At 68.4% G+C, this 20961-nt stretch carries 15 protein-coding genes; 6 read left to right on the top strand and 9 right to left on the bottom strand.

All coding sequences use genetic code 11. The annotated features are described in order from the left end of the window. Nucleotides 1-62 precede the first annotated feature (62 nt). Together OID54_RS04375 and OID54_RS04370 are read left to right on the top strand one after the other, a co-directional pair. Nucleotides 63-2873 (top strand): hypothetical protein, encoded by a 2811-nt coding sequence (locus OID54_RS04375; RefSeq protein WP_329014163.1) that lies wholly within the window; start codon nt 63-65, stop codon nt 2871-2873. Further along, nucleotides 2870-7087, top strand: coding sequence for a hypothetical protein (locus OID54_RS04370; protein WP_329014161.1), 4218 nt, complete (start codon nt 2870-2872; stop codon nt 7085-7087). Before OID54_RS04375 ends, OID54_RS04370 begins: the two co-directional genes overlap by 4 nt. A 110-nt stretch (nt 7088-7197) precedes the next feature. Here OID54_RS04370 and OID54_RS04365 read toward each other — a convergent pair whose 3' ends face one another. From OID54_RS04365 to OID54_RS04340, 6 genes are all read right to left on the bottom strand, one after another. Further along, entirely contained in the window at nt 7198-8055 is an 858-nt protein-coding gene (locus tag OID54_RS04365) for a S8 family serine peptidase (RefSeq protein WP_329014158.1), read from the bottom strand. After that, entirely contained in the window at nt 8046-8363 is a 318-nt protein-coding gene (locus tag OID54_RS04360; RefSeq protein ID WP_329014155.1) for a hypothetical protein, read from the bottom strand. The genes OID54_RS04365 and OID54_RS04360 overlap by 10 nt, the downstream gene beginning before the upstream one ends. Nucleotides 8364-8378: 15 nt before the next feature. Further along, complete coding sequence (locus tag OID54_RS04355) at nt 8379-9212, bottom strand: hypothetical protein (protein ID WP_329014152.1); 834 nt, start codon at nt 9210-9212, stop codon at nt 8379-8381. Nucleotides 9213-9249: 37 nt separating this feature from the next. Then, complete coding sequence (locus OID54_RS04350; RefSeq protein ID WP_329014150.1) at nt 9250-9459, bottom strand: hypothetical protein; 210 nt, start codon at nt 9457-9459, stop codon at nt 9250-9252. Nucleotides 9460-9593: 134 nt separating this feature from the next. Continuing rightward, on the bottom strand, nt 9594-9953 hold the full coding sequence (locus tag OID54_RS04345; RefSeq protein ID WP_329014147.1) for a hypothetical protein: 360 nt from the start codon (nt 9951-9953) through the stop codon (nt 9594-9596). A gap of 249 nt (nt 9954-10202) precedes the next feature. Then, entirely contained in the window at nt 10203-11042 is an 840-nt protein-coding gene (locus OID54_RS04340) for an NAD(P)H-binding protein (protein ID WP_329014143.1), read from the bottom strand. Nucleotides 11043-11216: 174 nt separating this feature from the next. Here OID54_RS04340 and OID54_RS04335 point away from each other — a divergent pair, with 174 nt between their 5' ends. Then, nucleotides 11217-11810 (top strand): TetR/AcrR family transcriptional regulator, encoded by a 594-nt coding sequence (locus tag OID54_RS04335; RefSeq protein WP_329014140.1) that lies wholly within the window; start codon nt 11217-11219, stop codon nt 11808-11810. 222 nt (nt 11811-12032) lie between these two features. Continuing rightward, entirely contained in the window at nt 12033-13016 is a 984-nt protein-coding gene (locus tag OID54_RS04330; protein WP_329014137.1) for a phosphotransferase family protein, read from the top strand. Nucleotides 13017-13191: 175 nt separating this feature from the next. On the opposite strand, the gene OID54_RS04325 is transcribed toward OID54_RS04330, so the two are convergent. Continuing rightward, nucleotides 13192-14544, bottom strand: a complete 1353-nt coding sequence (locus tag OID54_RS04325; protein WP_329014134.1) for a glycosyltransferase family 39 protein — start codon at nt 14542-14544, stop codon at nt 13192-13194. 786 nt (nt 14545-15330) lie between these two features. Between OID54_RS04325 and OID54_RS04320 the strand changes: the two genes are divergently transcribed. Continuing rightward, the gene (locus tag OID54_RS04320) at nt 15331-18699 is read left to right on the top strand and encodes an RHS repeat-associated core domain-containing protein (RefSeq protein WP_329014131.1); all 3369 of its coding nucleotides are present in this window, start codon (nt 15331-15333) and stop codon (nt 18697-18699) included. Between the two features lie 24 nt (nt 18700-18723). Beyond that, on the top strand, nt 18724-18942 hold the full coding sequence (locus OID54_RS04315; protein WP_329014129.1) for a hypothetical protein: 219 nt from the start codon (nt 18724-18726) through the stop codon (nt 18940-18942). A gap of 118 nt (nt 18943-19060) precedes the next feature. Here OID54_RS04315 and OID54_RS04310 read toward each other — a convergent pair whose 3' ends face one another. After that, nucleotides 19061-19681, bottom strand: a complete 621-nt coding sequence (locus OID54_RS04310) for a CE1759 family FMN reductase (protein WP_329014126.1) — start codon at nt 19679-19681, stop codon at nt 19061-19063. Between the two features lies 1 nt (nt 19682). After that, complete coding sequence (locus tag OID54_RS04305; protein ID WP_329027259.1) at nt 19683-20810, bottom strand: LLM class flavin-dependent oxidoreductase; 1128 nt, start codon at nt 20808-20810, stop codon at nt 19683-19685. Nucleotides 20811-20961 lie beyond the last annotated feature (151 nt).

Below are 20961 nucleotides of genomic sequence, written 5' to 3'. Positions count from 1 at the left end.
CGGCTGGGTTCCATAGATCACGGGAGCTGGTGCCGATGTGCGCCGCAGCCTCGGGGACGCCCATGGACGGGACCACCGTCACCTTCCTCCGCCGTGAGGACATGCTCGTTCTGGACTTCACCTTCTCCAACATCTCCCGCTCGGGCGCGGCGGGCGCCGTCGTCCTCGGTCCCAGTACGCCCGGAACCGCGGGAACGATCACGGCACACTTCCCGCCGCAGTCCGCCCTGGAGGAGTCCACGTCCTTGGCGGCGGCTTCCACCGGCACCAAACGGGTGCGGTACTCCGGCGAGAGCACCGTCGCCCTGCGCGTACCCCCGGGCACATCCGTGCCCTTCACCGCCGACGGGCTGCTGTCCTGGGCCGCGCTCCAGGCAGCCCAGGCCGGCACCGTCCTCGAATGCGTCTGGGGCCTCTTCTTCGGCCCCGCCTCCGCGGACCTGGTGTGGCGGCATGTGACCGCCCCTGTCACGGGCAGCTCCGGGGCCACGGGCATCTGGCACACCCGGATCGCCCCCGCGTCCGCGACCCCGTACGAGGGCGGCCCGGTGGGCCTGGTGGGAGTGGCGCCGCCCCGCGGCTGGCAACCCTTCTCCAGCTCGCTCTCCGCTTTCCACCGGCAGCAGATCCACAACGCCACCGGCGCCCGCCCGGTGACTGCCAACGGGGTCGTGCTGTCCGCGCTCGGCGCCAACGCCGACCTCGCAGGGGACTGGAAGGACTTTCCTGCGCTCGGCATCACCGGCTACCGCCACCGCTCGGCGGGCGGCCGTGACATCGTCGTCCAGGTCGACGAACGCGGCTTCCTGCTGCCGTTCGGATTTCCCGTCCAGGTCACCACCCGCACCGAGCGACGGCTCGACCTCGGACTCGTTCAGTCGATCCGGCTGACCGTACTCAAGCCCGAGATCACCTACGAAGGCGTCGCCGCCCTCCCCAACGGCGGCCGGGCCTTCCCCTTCTCCCGGGTCCGGGTCGACCAGCCGATGGACACCGAGATCTCCATCGGGACCCCGCTCGAACGGGTCGGCTACTGGGTGCACCGTGCCGACGCGCCCGCCACGGCGTTGCCCTTCGCCCTCAGCGCCGACGATTGGCGCGGCCATCGCGTCCACTTCACAGCCCCCCTCGTCTTCATCCGGGGCGACTTTGCCTACGGCGGGCTGAGCGGCCCCCTCACCACGTACGAGAACATCACCAAGAACCTTCCGCTGCCCGCCACCGGCCGCCTCGAACTCGCCCCCGACGACGGCACGAGCGCGGAGAAATCCACGGTCGACATCGCCGAACTGCGGATCGGAGCCGAGCCGTCGCAGGCCACCTCCGCCCAGCTCATGGCCGCCGGGCGGTTGGCGGCACACCCCCGGCTGCTCTCCGTCGGCGCCCGGATCCCGGCCCTGGACGCCCTTGCGCCACCGCCCACCGCCACCAGTCTCAGCGCCGCCGTGCCGCCCGCAGTCACCGGTACCGTCCACCAGCTCAAGCTGTACGACAAGTACGTGACCAATGGCCTGGCCGCCGCCCGTCAGGTCTACGCGAGCCTGCCGCAAGCCGCCGACTTTGAGCCACCGCCCGCCGCCTCCGGCGCCGTTGCTGCCCTTGGGCTGCCGGTGAGTGGGCTTTCCGCCGCCACGGGGCTCGTCGGCGGCAAGTTGGACACCGTCGCCGCCGGACAGTTCGACCCGGCCGCGTACTTCAAACCGCCGGCGAGCCCGGGCGATCTGCCCACCCGGCTGCTCGGGGTGATCGACCTGACGCAATTGATCGAGCCCGGACCCATCGGTGCGGGCGACGGCACCACCACCCCGAAGATCATCACCACCGTCGAACACCAACCAGGGACACTCAAGCCGCCGACCGCCGTCCGGACCGAGATGAGCTGGCGTCCCCAGATCAAGGCCACCAGCATCGGGCCGTTGACCACGACCCGGTCCGACAGCCTCGACATCAAGTCCACCAGCATCGCCCGGTTCGACGGCTCCCCGCCGACCGTCGAAGTCCGTGGCGAACTCCGGGACTTCAAGCTCAGTTTCGCGAGCATCCTCTCCATCGAGTTCCGGCGGATGGCCTTCACCGGCAGGCCGGGCACCACCCCCGACCTCGACGTCAAGATCGGCAACGTCGGCTTCGACGGAGACCTCCGCTTCCTCGACAAGCTTCGCGAGTATCTGCCGTCACCCGCCAACGGGCCCCGCATCGACGTGGACCTCCAGGGGGTCGAGGTCGGCTACGGACTCGCCGTCCCGACCGTGGGCGCCGGGGTGTTCCTGCTCCAGAACCTGGTCCTGTCCATCACCGTACGGCTCCCGTTCGACGGCACACCGGTCCGCACCACCTTCGGTGTCTCCTCCCGTGACCATCCCTTCCTGGTCACCGTCTCCCTCCTCGGCGGCGGCGGATTCTTCTCGATCACCGTCGAATCCGGCGAGGTCACCACCCTGGAAGCCCAACTGGAGTTCGGCGCGGCTGCCGCCCTCGACCTGGGAGTCGCCAGTGGCTCGGTCTCCATCACCGCCGGGGTGTATCTCAAGCTGGACCACGGCGCGAGCCTGCTGGAGGGCTTCCTGCGGGCCGTCGGCGCCCTCGACGTCCTTGGCATCATCAGCGTCTCCGTCGAGTTCTACCTCTCCCTGAAGAGCACCGAAGTCCCCAAGAACCCGGCGAACCCGAGTGGCCCGAAACGTACGGAGATCGTTGGTACCGCCAGAGTGACCGTCCGCGTACGCGTCGCCTTCTTCTCCCAGTCCGTCAGCATGTCGATGGAGCGCCGGTTCGGCGGCGGGGGAGACCCCTCGTACAGCGATGCCTTCCCCACCCAGAACGCGTGGAGCAAGAGGTGCGCCGCCTTCGCCGCCCTGGAGGACGCGTCATGATCAAACAGACCCTGGTGTGGACCCTGCTGCCCGACCCGGCGGCCCCCCAGACGGCCGCCGGGACGACCCAACTGTCCCTCGTCCTCAGCATCCGGCTCTCGAACGACGAGGGCAGCCCACCCGGCACCGCCGTCCTACCCCTCTCCCGATACCTCCAGGTCGCCGCCTTCCCCACCCTCGGCTTCCAACCGCTGACGGTGATCGTCAAGAAGGCGAACAACACCTCCATCACCCCCGTCGCCACCCTCGTCGACGATCCACCGGACCCCGCGCTCTGGCAGGCGCTCTTCCCCGGGTCGCTGCTCGTTGAACCCTTCGTCTTCGCCCAGCACGCGATGCGGGACCCCATCGAGTCCTATCCCGCCGCGGCGGTGGGGACGGCGCTGTCCGACATCTACACCCGCCTCCTCGCCGGTGCCGTCGACGCCGCCCGAGACGACGCGAATCAGTACGACGACGCGAATCAGTACGACGACGCGAATCAGTACGACGACGCGAATCAGTACGACGACGCGAATCAGTACGGCAACGACGAGAATCCGTACGGCACCACCGGCGGGTCCCGGGACGGCCCGGACTGGGCGGCGGTCGAACGGCTCGTCCGACGTGTCGGCGCACCCGACGGCTCGGACCCCGACATCGAGTCGCTCCGCCGCGAACTGCTGCGCACCGGAGCCGTCGAGGACGACGACGTGCGCGACGCCGAAGGCTGGGCCCGACTCGCAGAGTTCCACCGCCCCATGGCGCCCACGACCCGGGAACTCACCCGCATGGGCCCCAGCACGCCGAGCCCGTACGAGTTCCACGCCCTACTCGCCGCCCTCGCCGACCACCCGACGCTGATGGTCCCCCTCGGGCTCGTCCGTCGCTTCACCATCCCGCTCCCGACGGACCTGAATGAGCCCGTCACCATCCAGGCCGTACCGCACCAGCTCCAGTTCATCCAGAACTACCGACCACGGACCCGGTGCTTCACCCGCAATGGGAAACTCACACTCGCCCGTCCCGACGGCACCTCGGGCTCCCTCTTCCTGCCGCTGAACGACAGCAGCGTCTACACCCCGATCGACGTCGACCTCGACGCGGGTGGACTCGCCCTCCAGAACTACGCCGTGGCCTTGAGGTCCCTGCCCCGTGATGAATCCCCACCCGAGATCAGGCCCCCCGCGCTGCGTTCCGCGGGCATCTTCGTCGCCGAGGCGAACCGCCAGGTCACCTTTCAGAACATCCTCGACGTCGTCGCCGCCATCGACGAGGACCTCAAGAACGGTGGCGAGGGTGACGCGAAGACCCTGGACGCGTCCACCGTCCAACAGGGCATCCGGGTCGATGTCCACGACGCGGGCTCGAACCGCTGGTATCCCCTGTGCCGACGCGAGGGCAAGTACACCGTCGACGACTACGGCACCCTGCCCATCCAGGACGAGGGCTGTGTCACCGATGCCATCACCCGCGGCGCCGACCAGGAGGGCAATGACACAGGGCGCCTCACCCAGGCCGTCTTCCGCTGGAACAACTGGAGCCTGGTCACCGAACCCCACGGCAGGACCATCGGCGTCGACGGCCAAGTGACCGACCCAGGGCCCGATACCGACCCCGCCCTGCCCTTCGCCGCCGCCGTCGACTGTCCCGACAACACCTTGCCGGCCCTCCGCTTCGGCCGCACCTACCGCTTCCGCGCCCGCCTGGTCGACCTCGCGGGCCGCAGCACCCCCTTCACCGCCGCCCCCACATCGGGCGAACCGGCCAGCGTGCCCCTGCGGTTCTCCCGCTACGACCCGGTGCCCGCGCCCGTCATGGTGCTCCGCCGTCCCGTCACTTCGGGCGAATCCCCGGTCGACCTCGTCGTCCGTACCGACAACGCCGATTCCGCCGCCCCCGTCGCCGGGCCCACCTGCGAGCGGCATCTGCTCGCACCGAAGGCATCCGTGGAACTGGCGGAACGGCACGGAGTGCTCGACCTCGCGGCCGGACACCGACCCGACCCGGCCGTCCACGCCCTGTTGACCAAGTACGACGGCGGGAAGATCACCGGCACCCCGGACCCGGGCGGGGGCGGCAGCCCCTACCAGGACACCGACACGATCGAACTGCCGTGGCTGCCCGACCCGCTGTGCCGGGGCGCGGCCCTGCGCGGCGTACCCGACACCCCCGAACTGCTCACGCCCTGGCCCACCGCGGGCGCCGGCTGGCACCAGCGGCTGCCGATGCGGTTGATCGTCGAGGCCGGACCGATCGGGAGCACCCGGTCCACGGCCGTCGCCGACGCCGCCACCCGGACGATCCGTGTGAAGCTGCATCCGGCGGCGTCCTTCCCCGCCGTGCTCAGCTCGATGTTGGCGCCGGGTGACGAGGACCTGTTGGGCCAGTGGCGTTGGTACGCCGAGCGAGTGAAAGCGGGTGAGGAGCCGGACTCTGACGACGCCCGAGGCACCGGGAGGGACACCGGGACCGGACCGGCCGTCAGCACCCGCACCGAAGGTGCCGAATCCGATGTCCACGAACTCCTCGCGGACGCCGCGAGCACCGCACCCCAGCAGTTCGGGCCCGCCGGGAGCAGCGAGCCCGAAGACGGGATCCCCACCCTGCCCGCCGCTGACCACGAAGCCGCCCTCCGGGCCGTCCTCGCGGGCCGGATCGGACAGCTCACCCCGACGACCGGGCTGACGATGGTCCACGCGGTCCGTTGCCCCGTCACCCCACCGGCCTTCGCGGGTCCGCGCGTCCTGCGGGAGCCCGCACAGACCGTGTACGCCCTCGATGAGGCCGCGATGTCCGTCCACGGCGCCTCCACCCTCACCGTGCACACCCTGGCGTCGTGGACCGAGTACTCCGACCTGACCGGCGATGGACTCGTGACGTCCGCGGCGTCGGCCCTGCTTCGCCCGGAGATTGACTCCCTCGGCGCCTCCGGTGGTCCGGCGCTGAAGAACATGCCGTTCCGGAGCCGTCATGACCCCGGGGACACCCGTCACCGGGTCATCACCTACACCCCTGTCGGCGCGTCGCGCTTCGTGCCGTACTTCACCGAGCGTCGTGCGGTTGTCCTCAACGGCAGCACGCCCGCGCAGATCGCCCGGGCCTTCGTCCCGGGCACGGTCGTCGTACGGGCAGCCGTCCCGGCGCTCCATGCCGACGGCACCCCGGCGGCGCCCGGGGCCACGTACCGCGTCGGTACGGATGTGACCGTGAACGAGAACGAGGGCGAGGTCACCCGGATTGCCAACGGGGCGATCACCGACGGCGCGTCGGTGGAGGTCTCTTACGTCGTGCCCCCCGTCACCCGCACCGGGCCGTCGGTCACGCTCCATGTGCCGTCGACCGTACGGCCTCCGGCGCCCGTGGTGCACTCGGTGGTGCCCGCCTTCGCCTGGCAGCGGAGCACCGCGGGCAACGCCACCACCAGCATCCGCAACGAGGGCACGGTCCGGGTCCATCTCAAGCGGCCCTGGTACCTCACCGGGGAGGGCGAACTCCTCGGCGTCAGGGTCGTCGACGCCACGACCTCGATCGACCCGTCCGTACAGAAATGGGCCACTGCCTGGGGCCGTGATCCGATCCGGGACAAGGGGGATGCGCCCACCATGGCGTACCCCACCCCGGCGAACCTGGACGAGCGCGCGTTCGACGTACGCCTCGACCAGGGTCATGCCCTTGGCTTCCCCGTCGACTACGACGAGCAGCGGCAGCTCTGGTACGCGGACGTACGGTTCAAGGGGAACACCCTCTACCAGCCCTTCGTCCATCTGATGGTGGTCCGGCTCCAGCCCGACTCGCTGACGGCCCCTGAGGACCTGCGGGCGTCGCCCGTGGTCGACGCCGGCTGGGTCCAACTCCCCGCCTACCGGCGAGCGAAGATCGTCGTGGGTGGGACGGCGGCGGGATCGACGGTGAAGGTGTCGGTGGTGGCTCCGGAGCCACCGGGCGGACTGGACGGCCTGACGTCCGAGTTCACCGTGGGCGTGCAGTTCCGCAGCCCGCTGCTGCCCGACGACGCCGGCTGGATGGACCTCGACAGCGCGCCGCCCGTGCGGATGAACCGCGAGCCGGGTGCTGGGCACATCGGGGTGTGGACCCGGGACGTCACGCTGCCAGCGGCCGTGGGGTCCCGGCCGATGCGCGTGGTGGTGCGGGAGTACGACGTCCTCCCCGACAGCCCGGAGCCGGGCCGGACGACGCGCCGGATCTCCTACCTCGACACGATCCCCATCTGATCCCCGCTCTCTTCTCCCGGCTCTCTTCGGGCCGACTCGCTGATGCCCCGACAGGCGCTGAAACTTCGCCGAAGATCTGTATCTGTGAGGGTCCTTGAGGGCTACGAGGGTTACGTCGATATGGCGCGCAGCATGTCGTACGCGTACGCCGCGTCGAGCAGCGGGGGCACCACGGACATACGGCGTGCCGGGGGCCGGGTCTGCGTGATCGCATCCCGTACCGCATGGGCGCAGGCGCCAGGGAAGAGGGACCACAGCAGGGCCACGGCCCCCGTGACGACGGGTGCGGCGGCACTGGTGCCGGAGAGCCCGCGCCCGGACAGCGTGCGGGGGAGCGCTGGTGCGGTCAGACCGTGGCGGCCGATCGCCCGCCCCAACGTCGATGTGGGCAACGGCCGACCCCCGTCGTCACATGCCACCACCGGGATCACCCAGGGGTGGCGGACGAGCGGGGAGCCGCCGAACTCCCCGTCATTGCCCGCCGCCGCTACCACCAGAACCCCGTGACGGCGGGCCAGTTCGACGGCGTCGAGCAGTACGTCGATACCGAGGTCGTCGGCAGTGCCCTCGGCCGGGAGGCGTTCGAGCGCCAGGCTCAGATTGACCACCCGGGCACCGGCGGCGACGACATCCGCCAGCGCGTCCGCCAACTCGGCCGGTGTGGCAGGTGGGATGTCGACCCCGGGGACGGAACGTACGACGAAGGAACAGCTCGGACAGATACCGGGGTTCTGGGCGGTGGGCCGGGCGGCGAGCGACGAGACGACGAGCGTCCCATGGCCCGGGGGAGCGCTCGGGCCCGGGGCGGGGACCGCGGCGCCGGCGAACCGGACGGACTGGCGCGCCAGATCCGGGTGGTCGGGGTCGATGGTTCCGTCGACCACACCGACCACGACATCGGGGCGACCAGCGGTGCGTGCCGTGAGAGCAGACAGACGGACCGATTCCAGGGCGCCGGTCAGTCGCACGTGGGCTTGACCCTCACGGGCTGAGACTTCGTCTCGTTCCCCTCGCAGTCCATGCAGGACTCGACCGCCACGGTTGTTCCGAAGTCGTCGCAGTAGGTCTCGGTGGTGCACCACGGCACGCAGAGGCAGTTGGTGATGCAACGGTCCCGGCACTTCTGCCAACACTGGGGCTTGTTCCAGGAGTTCTTGCAGGTCCTGGTGCACTCGTGTCCGCACTCGTCCGAGCAGGTGCCGTAAGAGACTTGGGCGGGGAAGACGCCGTAGGCGCCGCGCACACTCGATTCGGCGGTGAATCCGGGGATGGTCACCGCGATCACCTCACCTCAGAGGCTTGGCCCGAGACGGGTCAGCAGATAGGGGTTCATATACCGGGTGGAGACCAGTACGGAGTAGTTCTCCGTGAGGTCGGTGGTGCGACTGGTGTAGGAGACAGTGAAGCTCATGACGCCCTGGTCGCCGCCGACCGCCGCCGGACGGAGCTTGATTGAGGTCAGCGCGTAATCGTCGGCGAACGCCTCGAAGGTCTTCAGATACACGGCCTCGTACCGGCAGGCCACGAAGTTCGCGGCGCGGTCCTCGGGCGTCGCGCCCGCATTCTCCGTGATCTGGAGGATCTTGGTCAGCACTTCGTCGGCGGTCGCCCGGAAGCGCTTGGCCGACATGCCGTCGGGCTTCTCGATCGCCTTGAACAGCGACGGGCGGTCGAACGAGTAGAGCTGGTGGAACTCCAGCACCGGCAGGGTGAGCCCGGCGCAGGAGTCGACTGCCGAGAGGGGACCGCGCACCCCGACCACCACATCGAGATCGAGTGGGGTGGGAGCCGGTCGGACGGCCGCTATCAGCTTCTCGTAGTCGTCCGAGTAGCGCGGCACCACGTCATACGTGTCCACGCCCTGGATCGTGAGGACGTACTGCATCTGCCGGGCCAGATAGCGGTTCTCGGGCCGGGCGAGCACCTCCCGCAGAACCTCGTCCGTGGTCAGCCCCTTGGTATTCGTCGCCCCCACCACCTGGGTGAACTCCTTCTCGACCCCGGGATCGCGGAATCGGGCGCGGACCTGCCCGATAGCGAAGACGTAAGGATGGTGGTGCTCATGGGGCTCTTCGGCGACCGGAGGCGGAGCAGTTGCTTCCGGCATGACGTTGTCGTCGCTCATGAGTGGCTCCCGGTGTCCCGTCGGCCGACCGCGTGCGTCAGCGGCGCCGCTTGGAGAAGGTGACCCATTCGTTCATCCGCCGGGCCCGGCGGGCACAGCCCCCGCAGGGGCGTACACCCACGGCGCTCGTCGCCCGACCCACCACATCGCCGAGGCCGATCTCGTCCTCCCGGACGAATCCGGGGAGACGGACGTCGTGACGCGCGGGGTCGTGACGCTTTCGGTGTTCGTCGTGCTCCCGGCCCATGTCGGGTGCTCCTGACGTCGACCCCCTCGCTCTTCCATTGTCCGCCGCGCCACAACGCCCCGCATCCGGAGGGAGGCGGGGCGTCGTGGATGTTCTGTGGGGCTGTCGGGATTCTGTCGGGCCAGGGCGGTCCGTCAGGGGGCGTAGCCGACGAAGTCGAACGAGTAGTACTTGGTGTTCGGGTCGTTCCACGAGTAGCCCGGGTCGAGATAGGCGTCGGGCGCCCCTTCGCACGCGGTGCTGTACTTGTAGAGCCAGACCCTCTCGCCCGTGTGGTTGTAGCCCTTCACCGCGGCGTCGGGCGTCGGGTAGCAGTAGTACGTGTCCGGGTTGGGGATCACGTACTCCCTGTTGTTCTGGTCCCAGTACATGACGTAACAGGTCTCGCCGGGGTTGCAGGTGGGTGCCGCCTGCGCGGTACCGGCCAGCCCGGGGATTCCCAGTGCCGTTCCGACGGCGATCGCGATGGTGAATGCTGCCTTTCGGTGCCACATGACAGAACTCCTCTCACCGGAACACCCCCGCCATGTCTCGGTCAGGATGGCACCGGGCAGCCGCGCTCGCGCTCGCCGGAAGCCGTGACCGCCCGGTCACGTGACCGGGCGGAATCCATGCCCCGACCGGGCTCGGACGGCCGGGGTGGGCGGGTCACGACTGTCGGCCAGCGGAGTGATGGTCAGCCGTCGGCGCGACGCCCTCGTGAGTGGGCGGCAGGAGCGGTGGGGAAATGGACGACCTGGTCGTCACACGGGCCGCGATCGCGGTCGGCGCATCTCCCGTTCCGCAAAGGCACGGAAGTCGCGTGGTGGGTGGCCGGTGAGGCGTTGGACAGTGTCGGTGGTGCGGTCCTCGGCGCCCTTGGCGATGGCCCGGTCCAGGTCGGCGAGCATCGTTGCGAACTCGATGGGCAGGTCCGCGGCCAGGCGGTCGCGCAACGACTCGTGGGTCAGTCTGCGGTGGGTGACGGTATGGCCGGTGACCTCGGTGAGGACGGCAGCGATATCGCCGTAGCTCACGGCTTGCGGTCCGGTGATGATCAGGTCGGTGTTCGGGGCCTGCGCATCGGTCAGCGCATGCACGGCGACGGCGGCGATGTCTTCGGCGTCGACGAATCCGACGCGGCCCTCGCCCGTTGCCGTGCGGATGGTTCCGTCCGCTCGAATGGTTCGGGCGTGGACATGATTGCCGCTGAAGTTCTGCATGAACCAGGAGGGCCGCAGTACCGCCCACTGGGGGACCAGGTCGGGCAGGGCTTTGTGGACCTGCCCGATGGCGGGGCCGCCGAGGGGGATCGCGGACGCACTGAGCAGGACAGCGCGACGGATTCCCGCGGCGCGCGCCTGCCGGAGGAACGGCAGCATGACCGCCGCCGGGTCCGGGGAACCGGGCGGGGGGACGAGATAGATTCGATCGGTGCCTTCGAGAGCGTTGTCGAACGACGAGGGGTCGTTCCAGTCGAACCGCACGGGCCGGGCCCCGTCCACAGGGGTGGCGTGTCGGCTGGTGGCTTTGACGCGCAGGCCCGCTGCGGACAGCCGGGCGACGACTCGGCTGCCGGTGGTGCCGGTTGCCCCGACGACCAAGATGAACTTTCCCGATTCGTTGCCCGGCAGGAGTCGTAAGCCAGGGCGGTGTAGGTCAACTGGTGTGCTGTGCGGGTACATTGTCGTTCCCTCCGCTACGATACGGACCCAGGGTCCGGTTAGTGTTGACGATACGGACCGAGGGTCCGCTTTGTAAACGGAGGAGCGAACCCCATGTCCGAACGCAAGCGACGCGCGGACGCCGCTCGCAATCGGGAGGCTGTGCTCGCGGCGGCCGATGCGCTCTTCGCCCGTTGTGAGAGCCCTCGGGCGGTCACCATGGCCGACATCGCGGCGGCGGCCGGAGTGGGCAAGGCGACGCTCTTCCGTGGTTTCGGCGACCGAACCGGACTGATTCACGCGCTGTACGAGATGCGGCTCGCGCCGATCAGGCTCGCCGCCGAAGGGGGAGAACCCCCTCTGGCGCCCGGCACCTCGCCAATCCGGCGCGTATCCGCCCTTCTTGACGCTGTGCTGTGCTTCAAGCTCGACAACCGCCACCTTGCGCTGGCCCTGGAGGGAACCGGTGGCGACAGCCCCTACGAGGTAGGGCACTACGCAGAGTGGCACAGCACGCTCCAGTCCGCGCTGGAGCAGATTCCCGGACTCACCGATGCCGGTTTCACGGCTCATGCCCTACTCGCTGCCACCCGCGCCGACCTCGTCGAACACCTCGTCGGCCAACAGCGAATGACGCGAGAGCAGATGCGCGTTCACTTGGCAGATTTCACCACCAGAGTCCTGGCATCCCCGCGACCGTTGGAATGAAGGCTCCTCGACCGAGTTCGGAGGCCCCCGCAGCGAACTCGCCGAGAGCCGTCCGCCGCCCAACGCCCCACAGGCCCGAAGACCGGCGCATGCCTACTTGAAACCCACTGAGAACTCGTCGCACTCATCGCGGCGAGTTGGTTCAGCGTGAGGATCTGCGTGACAGCGTTGGCGAATTCGGTGCACGGGATGCGTTCATTGGGGGCGGGATAGTCTCCCTTCATGGGTTCAGGTATAGGTGCCGCAGGCGGCGATGCGGATGCTGACGGTCGGGGCTGGGACGCCACGCGTTCCTGGGTGGAGAAGGGCCTGTCCGAGGCCGAACACATCGATAAGGTCGTCCGGCTGCGCGGTGGCTGGACATCGGAGATGCGTCGACTGGACGTCAGTGGCCCGGGTGGCGGGCGCTCGCTCGTCCTGCGGTCCTTCGTCAAACCCTTCTTCGTTCGGCACGCGGAGGGCTTGCTCACCCGCGAGGCGACCGTCCTGCGTCTGCTCGGTGACACGGACGTACCCGCCGCCACGCTCGCCGCGGTGGACGCAACGGCGCAGTACTGCGATCACCCTTCCCTGCTGATGTCCCTGCTGCCGGGGACCGTGCGCCTCGGAGATCAGGGCGCTGCTGACCGCGCTGAACTCCTGGCCCGGCAACTGGTGGGTATCCATCGACTTCCGGTGACCGCGCAACAACGACCTCGGACCTACCAGGCATGGGCTTCTCCCGAGCGAGTGACCCGGCCGGCAGTCACCGAGCGTCCTGAGCTCTGGGAGCGGGCCGTCGACGTCATTCGCCGGGAACCCCCCGCCCATCAGGGGTGCTTTCTGCACCGGGACTTCCACCCGGGCAACGTCCTCTTCACCGGTGCCGGCGATGGCCTGGAGATCAGTGGTGTCGTCGACTGGGTGGAGACCTCCTGGGGGCCGGCCGATCTGGATGTGGCCCATTGCTCGACTGCCCTGGCCCTGCTGCATGGGATTTCTGAAGGCATGCGCTTCGCCGATCGCTATGTCGCCGCGGGAGGAGCCCTTGCCGACGACGACACCGACCATCTCCACTGGCGGCTGTTGGACGCGTTGGGTTTTGCTCCGGATGCGGAGAAGGTCGCCGTCCCTTGGCGCGAACTGGGCCGTGTCGATCTGACGAGCGGTGTTCTGACGCAACGGCTGGAAACATACATCGAAGCCCTGCTCATGCGCTATGCCTGAGAGGCGTTGGGGGAACGCCTACGAGCTGGCTCCAGCACAGGGGGCAGTGGGACGCCAGTGTGAGAAACGTACCCAGGGCCCGGTGGGGTGTCGATCCACCAGGCGCTGAGGGAGCCGCGATACCTGGTAGGGGATCCGGCACGCGAACGGACGGGGAGGAATCGGAGAGCCGGGATCATCGCGCTGACTGTGGTGACCGCTGGAACACCATGACACTGCGCCCCCGTTCGCTGGTCTCGGAGGTACGGACGAAGTACGCGTCCAGGATGCGCTGTTTGGCCCGGTCGCGCTCCGTGGCGGCGGGCGATGCGCGTTCATCACGGACGACCACGATGCGGCGCACCTCCAGCATGGCCCTGGCAATCCGCTCCGGAGTGTCCTCCAAGCCTTTTAGGGTGCCGGACTCCAGCGGGTCCCGGGTCAGTGCGATGTCTTCGATCCCGGTGAACTCGGCCGGGGAGACGAGTGCGGTGTCGCGGCGTGCTGCCGGGATGAACAGCACCGCATCACCCGCTCGGCTGACCGCGGCGACATTCTCGGCCGTGGACAGCACATCGTCGACCCGGCTGCTCGCGCAGCGCAGTGACAGCTGGACGGGAAGCAGCCCGACGAAAGCGACTGCCATCACCACGGCGGTCGTCCGCCGAGGCGGTGTGCGCAGACGGCACGCGAGTGCGTGGCATGCCGCACCGATGAGGAGGGCGAGTCCGAGATGGCTGAACAGGACGTATCGCGCCAAGTAGACGGGACGGAACAGTGAGACGCCGAGCAAGGCGAGCGGAGGCAGGGCGAGCAACGGCAGGGCGAGTGAGACGAGCGGCAGCCGCTCGCCGGGGGGAGTGCGCCAGCCTTTCCCCGACCGGGCGAGCCATGCACACACCGCGCCCGTGAGTAGTGCCAGGAGCAGACCGAGGAGTGTGCTTCCGCTGATCGAGGGTATCCAGGCGGCCTGACCGGATTGGGCCTCGCTCGCCACCACGAGGGGCAGTGTGCCGAGCACCGCGGCGGTCGAGGCCGCTCCCCAGGACAGAACGGTGGTGCGGGGCGGGCGGGCGAGGGTGATTGTCGCCGCGTGCGCGAGTAACACCAGGAGAGAGAACCAGTTGAGCAGCGCTGCCACCAGTAGCGCCATGCTGTACGCCGCCCACGGGCCTGCGCCTGGCCTGTCGACGGCGAAGACCAGCAACCAGCATGCCAACGCCACACAGGCGGTCACCAGGGCGTAGGGGCGTCCCTCCTGTGCGTACTGTTGAACTGCGGGGATCAAGGTGAATGCCAACCCTGCTGCCACGCCCGCAGATCGATTGGCCAGCCGGCTGCCGAGAAGGGTGACCAGGGCGGCTGCACCGGACATGGCCAGTACGGAGGGCAGTCGCAGCGTGAGCAGGCTGTCCCCGACGAGAGCGAACGCGCCGTGCATGAAAAGGTAGTAGAGGCCGTGGACGACATCAACGCGCTCCAGCAGGTGCCAGATCTCGGGCACGGTCCTGTGGGCCACCTGCCAAGTCGCCGCCTCATCGCGCCACATGCTGTCTTCACGCGCTATTCCCCACAGCCCGAGAACGAGTGAGAACAGGGCCGGTCCGGCCGTTGTTAAGGCAGCTTTGGGCACGGCGGATCTCCGGATCGGTGTGTGGGATCGATCGGATCTCCGGGCAGTCGCCGAGCGCCACCGATCATGTGCGACACGCTAGGTGGTGGTCGCTGATGAAGTCGTCACCTGCGATGACGACGCCCGACATCCCCCTCTGGAGCTACGGCGGGCGCGGTTTCGGGCAAGGGGCGTAGTCCTCAAGTGCCCTTGCTGGTCGCCAAGTTGGGCCCTTCGCTGATCGGCGTCATCGCCCCCGGGGCATGGCGCGCACCGCGGAACAGCGGGTGGGCATGGGCTGGGGCGGGCCGCTGCAACAAACTGACGATGCATAAGCCATGCTCGCCGGCCCTTCGCTGCTGGCTCCTGAAGCCCGGGGCGTAGGAGTTGGGGGACGCGTTGCATCCGCTCGGCTGGCGATCAGCTGTCGATCTCGGACCCACCCATCACGCTGTCATAACACCGGCGAGGTTCCCGATGGTTGGTGATAGGTGGTGTTCTTCGGACACCCTTGGATGCCATCGAAATGCTGCCATCAGTGCCCCGATTCAGGTCTTCAGCGGATTCTGCCGGTATTCAGGGCCCGAGAACCTTGGCCAGAACTTGTCTGTATGTGGCATCAATTGAGGGGAAGGGGCGGTGGAGCTGTGAAGACGCTGTGACAGCGTGTGCTGCTCCAGTGACCACAGAGGTCGCTGCGGTTGATTCCTGTGGAGGAATCTCATGGGTTCTCCGACTTTCCGCTCACCATCACAGCGCGCCCGCAGACGGGCCGTCCTGTTCACGGTGACCAGTTTCGCCGTCCTGTCCCTGACGGTCACTGCGCTTCCCGCGACCGCCGCGCCCCCGGGCCCTGAGCCGGGCGTCGACTCGGTCTGGGGCAAGAAGGCGACGCCTTTCGTGAGCCCGCCGGTCGCGGTGGGCACGACCAAGCCCGTCCCGACGGAGCCGGAAGCTGCCCCCTCGCAGGAGGTGGCGACCTGGCGCGCATCGGAGAGGAAACGTTCCGGCGCCACTTCGGGTTCCACGCAATCCCCTCGCGTCGGTGCGTCGACCCCGTTCGATCCGGAGGGGCAGGGTGCGGTGCCCTGGCACCGGATCTCGGACTTCAGGATCACCGACTCCCTGGTCGCCCGGATCAATCTCTCCAACGGCAACCTGATGCTTGCCGGGACGGACTTCGACATCGCGGGGGTGGGCCAGAAGTTGCGGCTGACCCGTACCTACAACTCGCTGGACGCTCCGTGGGGCAAGGTGTCCCAGCGCTGGTGGCAGGGGTACGAACGCTATCTGAAGATCTCCACCGGCTCGGTGGTGCTGTACGACGCGACCGGGGACACGGTCCGATTCAGCCCTGGCTCCGGCGGCAACTTCACCACGCCGACGGGCTACTCGAAGGACCTGAAGGCGAATGCCGACGGGACCTACACACTGACCGACCGCAAGTCCGGGGTGAAGGACACCTATGACCAGCACGGCACGCTGACGAAGGTCACCGATCGCAACAAGGGCACGATCTCCGTCACACAACACAACCAGGGGACCGAACACAAGGGTTTCAAACTCACCGAGACCCGCTCCGGCCGCTGGGTCGACCTGGTGAAGACATATCCGAACCAGTGGCAGGCCAAGGACAACGTCGGTCGCACCGCGGTCTTCGACCTCAACCCGGCCGGTGATCTGGCGAAGACCACCGACACCGAGGGCAAGGCAACACTCTTCGACTACGACCCCTCGCGCCGGTTGACAAAGATCACCACTCCCCAGGGACGCGTGACGGTCTTCACCTACGACAGCGTCAACCGGGTGACGTCCATGCTGAGGGCCACTGCCTTCAACGGCTCCGGCCACACGGGACCGACCTACAACTACGCCTACTCCGCTGCCGACCCGCAGGCCGCCGGGACCACGACGGTCACCAACCCGGAGCAGCACGCCACGCGATACGAACACCATGCGGACGGCGCGGTCACCAAGGTCACCGACGCGCTCGGCCGTGATCGCTCGACCACCTTCGACGCCAACCGCAACGTGGCCACCGCAACCGACGCGATGGGCGTGGGCGGCGGCGCCGGGAATGTGACCGCCTACGGTTGGGACGGGCGCAACAACCCGACCTCCGCGAAGCTGCCCACCGGGGCGACCGCCTCCATGACGGGCTATCAGACGATCGCCGGGGCGGACCTGCCCGGGTCCATGACCACGGCCGACGACGAGAAGACCGACTACGCCTACGACGCCGCAGGCAACACCACCACGGTCGCGGTGACCGGCACCGGAGGCGGGACCCGCACCTTCGACCACAACCCCGCCGCTCCCACCTGCGGCGGATTCGAAGGCCAGCGCTGCAAGGCCACCACTCGGATGACCGCGACGAAGACGGTCTCCACCGCCTTCCGCTACGACGGCCAGGGCAACCTGGAAAAGGTCACGCCGCCGACCCCGCTGGGCCCCACCACGTACACCTACGATGCGCTCGGACGACCTCTGACGGTGACCGACGGCCGAGGGATCACCACCACCTACACCTACGACCACCGCGATCGCACCAAGACCGTCACCACCCCCACCGCCAGCGTGCGTTACGAGTACGACGGGGACGGCAACCTCACCCTTCGCTCCGACGGTACCGGTGCCATCCGCTACGAGTTCGACCCGCTCTCCCGCGAAACCATCCGCACCCTCCAGAACGGCTCCCAGACCCAACTCACCTACACCCCCGCCGGCAACGTCGACACCTACACCGACCCCTCGGGCGTCACCGACTACACCTGGAACGCCGTCAACAAACTCACCCAGCTGAAGGAGCCGACGGCCAACAGGACGACGACGTACGAGTACAACCGCAACGACACCCGCACGAAGACCACGTATCCCGGCGGAACCGTGCAGAACGTGACCCTGGACAGCTCCGGCCGGCCTGAGAAGATCAAGGCCACTTCGTCTCAGGGCACCCTGACCGAGCTGGACTACTCCTACCGCAACGGCACCAAGGACAGCAGCAAGATCCGCACCGCCACCGATGCCGTCGCCGGTCGGAAGACGACCTACAGCTACGACGGCGAGGGACGCCTCGCCTACGCCAAGGAGGAGCAGGGCAGCACCCTCAGCGCGGCCTGGCAGTACTGCTACGACCGGGCCGGCAACCTCACCTCACAGGGCACGGTCTCCGGCTGCCCCGCCGCCACCACCTACACCATCAACGATGCCCAGCAGATCACCGCGAAGAACGGTTCCACCACCAACTGGTCCCACGACGCGGCCGGCAACGAGACCGCCGCCGCTTCCAGCACGGACGGCACCCGTACCGCAGGGCAGTGGTCGGACTATGCGCAGTTGACGTCACTCACCATCGGTGCGACCACCTACACCGGTCAGTACGGCTCCACCGACCAAAGCGAGCGCATCAGGCTCGGCGACACCTTCTTCCACAACGGGCCGCTCGGGCTGTCCGCCACCAGTACGGCAGGCGTGGACCGGGGATTCAACCGGGAACCCGGGGGCACCCTCAACTCCATGACCACCGGGGGCCGCAGCTACTACTACCTCACCGACGCCATCGGCAGCGTGGTCGCGCTCGCCGACGACACCGGCACCAAGGTCAACACCTACGCCTACGAGCCCCGCGGAGTGAAACGCTCCACCACCACCGAAACCGTTCCCCAGCCCTACCGCTTCGCCGCCGGCTACCAAGACCCCACCGGTCTCTACCACTACGCCGCCCGCTACTACGACCCCCACACCAGCCGCTTCACCAGCCCCGACCCCAGCGGCCAGGAGAAGAACCCCTATCTCTATGCCGAGGGTGACCCCGTCAACCGCATTGACCCCACCGGGCTCATCAGCATCGGGGGCGCGTTGGAAGGGCTCGGCAAGAGCAGCGACCTGATCAATACGGGGATCGCCGCCATCCAGGGGGACACCCGGGCAGCGTGGGCCAGCGTGGCGGGATGGGCCGTCGGCACCCTGGCCGGTGTGGGATGCGGTGCCCTCACGGCGGGAACCGGTGTGGGAGCGGCCGTTGCCCCGGCCGTGTGCGCCGGCGTCGGCTTCTACACGGGGGAGATCGTCTCCGGCGCGATCAAGGGATAGTCGTCCATGGGAAGGAACCCGGCAATGAGGCACTCGCGATTCACCGGCCCGGACAAAGTGAGCAGGAATCTGAAGGCTACGGCGGTCCTGACGGTCCCCTGCGTGGTCTTTCTCCTCTTCCTCATCTTCGTGCAGGGCATCGGTGAGGCATGGGTGGGGTTGGCGATCGTGATCGGGCTGTGGGGGCTCCTCTACTGGCGCTTCCAGGGAGTCGGACGCCGGGGTCTTCCCCCACAACGCTAGAGCGCCAACGATGCCCGCACCGGGCCACCTCGACGGTGCGGGCATCCAGCACGCCCGGCACAGCTCGTGGCATCGAACGGGCGTGAAGTTCGAGGGGGAAGTAGGTCCCGGTCGGTGTTCACCGTGGGCCGGGCTGGAGAAGTTGCTCCATGGCGGCCACGTCATCGGTGAGGGCCTCGCGCCGATGGCGGGGGCCGCAGCCCTGGACCAGGCGGGCGTAGTCGGCTGCCGCCCGACTGATGCGGTCGGCCAGGCCCGTTCCGCTGTTGTGGGAGCCGAAGTCATCGGTGGCGGCGTAGACGCCGCGGGGCGAGACGATGGCGTGGAGATACGAGAACATCGGCCGCAGTGCATGTTCGAGTACCAGTGAGTGCCGTTCGGTGCCGCCAGTCGCGCCGATGAGCACGGGCATGTCGGAGAGTGCGTCTTCCGGCAGTACGTCGAAGAACGATTTGAACAGTCCGCTGAAGGAGGCGTTGAACGCGGGAGTGACGGCGATGACACCGTCGGCGGCACTGACGGTTTCGTACGCCTCCTCCAGGGGTGCGGTGGGGAACCCGCTCAGCATCGCGTCGATGATCGCGCGTCCCAGGGGGCGCAGTTCGACGAAGGAGGACTCGGCCGGGGTACCGGCAGCGGCGAGTTCCCTGAGTACCGATGCTTCGAGCCGGTCGGCCAGCAGTCGCGTGGATGAAGGCTCCCGCAGCCCGCCGGTGATGATCGCAATCGTGGTTGTCATCTCAGCCGGATCCTCTCGGCGTGTCGACGTCCCCGGCGCCCGTCGACCCGTCTGCGGCGTCGCGTGCCCGGAGCAACGACTGGTGCGTAGGGGCGTCGGGGGCGTCGGGGGAGCGGCCGACGGCGAACTCCTTGCGGAGCACCGGTACGACCTGCTCACCCAGGAGGTCCAACTGCTCCAGCACCGTCTTGAGCGGAAGTCCCGCGTGGTCCAGGACGAAGAGTTGGCGTTGGTAGTCCCCGGCGTACTCGCGGAAGCCGAGGGTCTTGTCGATGACCTGCTGGGGTGATCCGACCGTTAGGGGTGTGAGCGAGGTGAACTCCTCCAACGAGGGTCCGTGCCCGTAGACCGGCGCGTTGTCGAAGTAGGGCCGGAACTCCTTGACCGCGTCCTGGCTGTTGGGGCGGATGAAGATCTGTCCTCCCAGCCCGACGATCGCGGACTCGGGTGTGCCGTGGCCGTAGTGCGCGAAGCGTGTCCGGTAGCGCTCGACCATCGTGCGGGTATGTGAGGCGGGCCAGAAGATGTGGTTGGCGAAGAATCCGTCCCCGTGGAATGCCGCCAACTCCGCTATCTCGGGACTGCGGATGGAGCCGTGCCACACGAAGGGCGGAATGCCGTCCAGCGGGCGGGGCGCAAGGGTGAAGCTCTGGAGCGGGGTGCGCAGCTTTCCCTCCCAGTCGACGACTTCCTCGCGCCACAGACGGCGCAGCAGCCCGTAGTGCTCGACCGTGAGGGGGATCGCCTGACGGATGTCCTGGCCGAACCATGGGTACACCGGCCCAGTGTTCCCCCTCCCCAACATCACATCGGTGCGTCCGTCGGCGAGGTGCTGGAGCACACTGAAGTCCTCGGCGATCTTGACGGGATCGTTGGTGGTGATGAGTGTGGTCGAGGTGGACAGGATGATGCGTTCCGTCCTCGCGGCGATGAAGCCGAGGAGTGTTGTGGGGGAGGACGGCACGAAGGGTGGGTTGTGGTGCTCACCCGTGGCGAAGACGTCGAGGCCGACCTCCTCTGCCTTCAGGGCGATGGCCACGGTGTCCCGGATACGTTCCGACTCTGTCGGTGTACGGCCCGTGGTGGGATCGGGTGTCACATCACCGATGGTGAAGATGCCGAACTGCATACCAGTCATGTCGCTGCCACTCTCCTCACTGAGGTGACGCGCCGCTTTGCCGTGAGGTCCTTGCTCCCACGAGAGCCGACCGCCACTACACCGCGCGATCGACTCGCTGCGCTCGGCTTCCGAGGCCGGACGGCCCCGGCTGGAAGGGGGA

Origin of the sequence: Streptomyces sp. NBC_00690 (genome assembly GCF_036226685.1) — a bacterium.
GTDB lineage: Bacteria > Actinomycetota > Actinomycetes > Streptomycetales > Streptomycetaceae > Streptomyces.
Note: the sequence above shows the minus strand (reverse complement) of the source record. Positions and strands in the feature narration are given on the sequence as shown.

Bases quoted from the DNA above. Each gene is read 5' to 3' on its own strand.
- OID54_RS04375 (WP_329014163.1), top strand. From the start codon at position 63: ATGGACGGGACCACCGTCACCTTCCTCCGCCGTGAGGACATGCTCGTT.
- OID54_RS04370 (WP_329014161.1), top strand. From the start codon at position 2,870: ATGATCAAACAGACCCTGGTGTGGACCCTGCTGCCCGACCCGGCGGCC.
- OID54_RS04355 (WP_329014152.1), bottom strand. From the start codon at position 9,212: ATGAGCGACGACAACGTCATGCCGGAAGCAACTGCTCCGCCTCCGGTC.
- OID54_RS04350 (WP_329014150.1), bottom strand. From the start codon at position 9,459: ATGGGCCGGGAGCACGACGAACACCGAAAGCGTCACGACCCCGCGCGT.
- OID54_RS04345 (WP_329014147.1), bottom strand. From the start codon at position 9,953: ATGTGGCACCGAAAGGCAGCATTCACCATCGCGATCGCCGTCGGAACG.
- OID54_RS04335 (WP_329014140.1), top strand. From the start codon at position 11,217: ATGTCCGAACGCAAGCGACGCGCGGACGCCGCTCGCAATCGGGAGGCT.
- OID54_RS04330 (WP_329014137.1), top strand. From the start codon at position 12,033: ATGGGTTCAGGTATAGGTGCCGCAGGCGGCGATGCGGATGCTGACGGT.
- OID54_RS04325 (WP_329014134.1), bottom strand. From the start codon at position 14,544: ATGTGGCGCGATGAGGCGGCGACTTGGCAGGTGGCCCACAGGACCGTG.
- OID54_RS04320 (WP_329014131.1), top strand. From the start codon at position 15,331: ATGGGTTCTCCGACTTTCCGCTCACCATCACAGCGCGCCCGCAGACGG.
- OID54_RS04315 (WP_329014129.1), top strand. From the start codon at position 18,724: ATGAGGCACTCGCGATTCACCGGCCCGGACAAAGTGAGCAGGAATCTG.
- OID54_RS04310 (WP_329014126.1), bottom strand. From the start codon at position 19,681: ATGACAACCACGATTGCGATCATCACCGGCGGGCTGCGGGAGCCTTCA.
- OID54_RS04305 (WP_329027259.1), bottom strand. From the start codon at position 20,810: ATGCAGTTCGGCATCTTCACCATCGGTGATGTGACACCCGATCCCACC.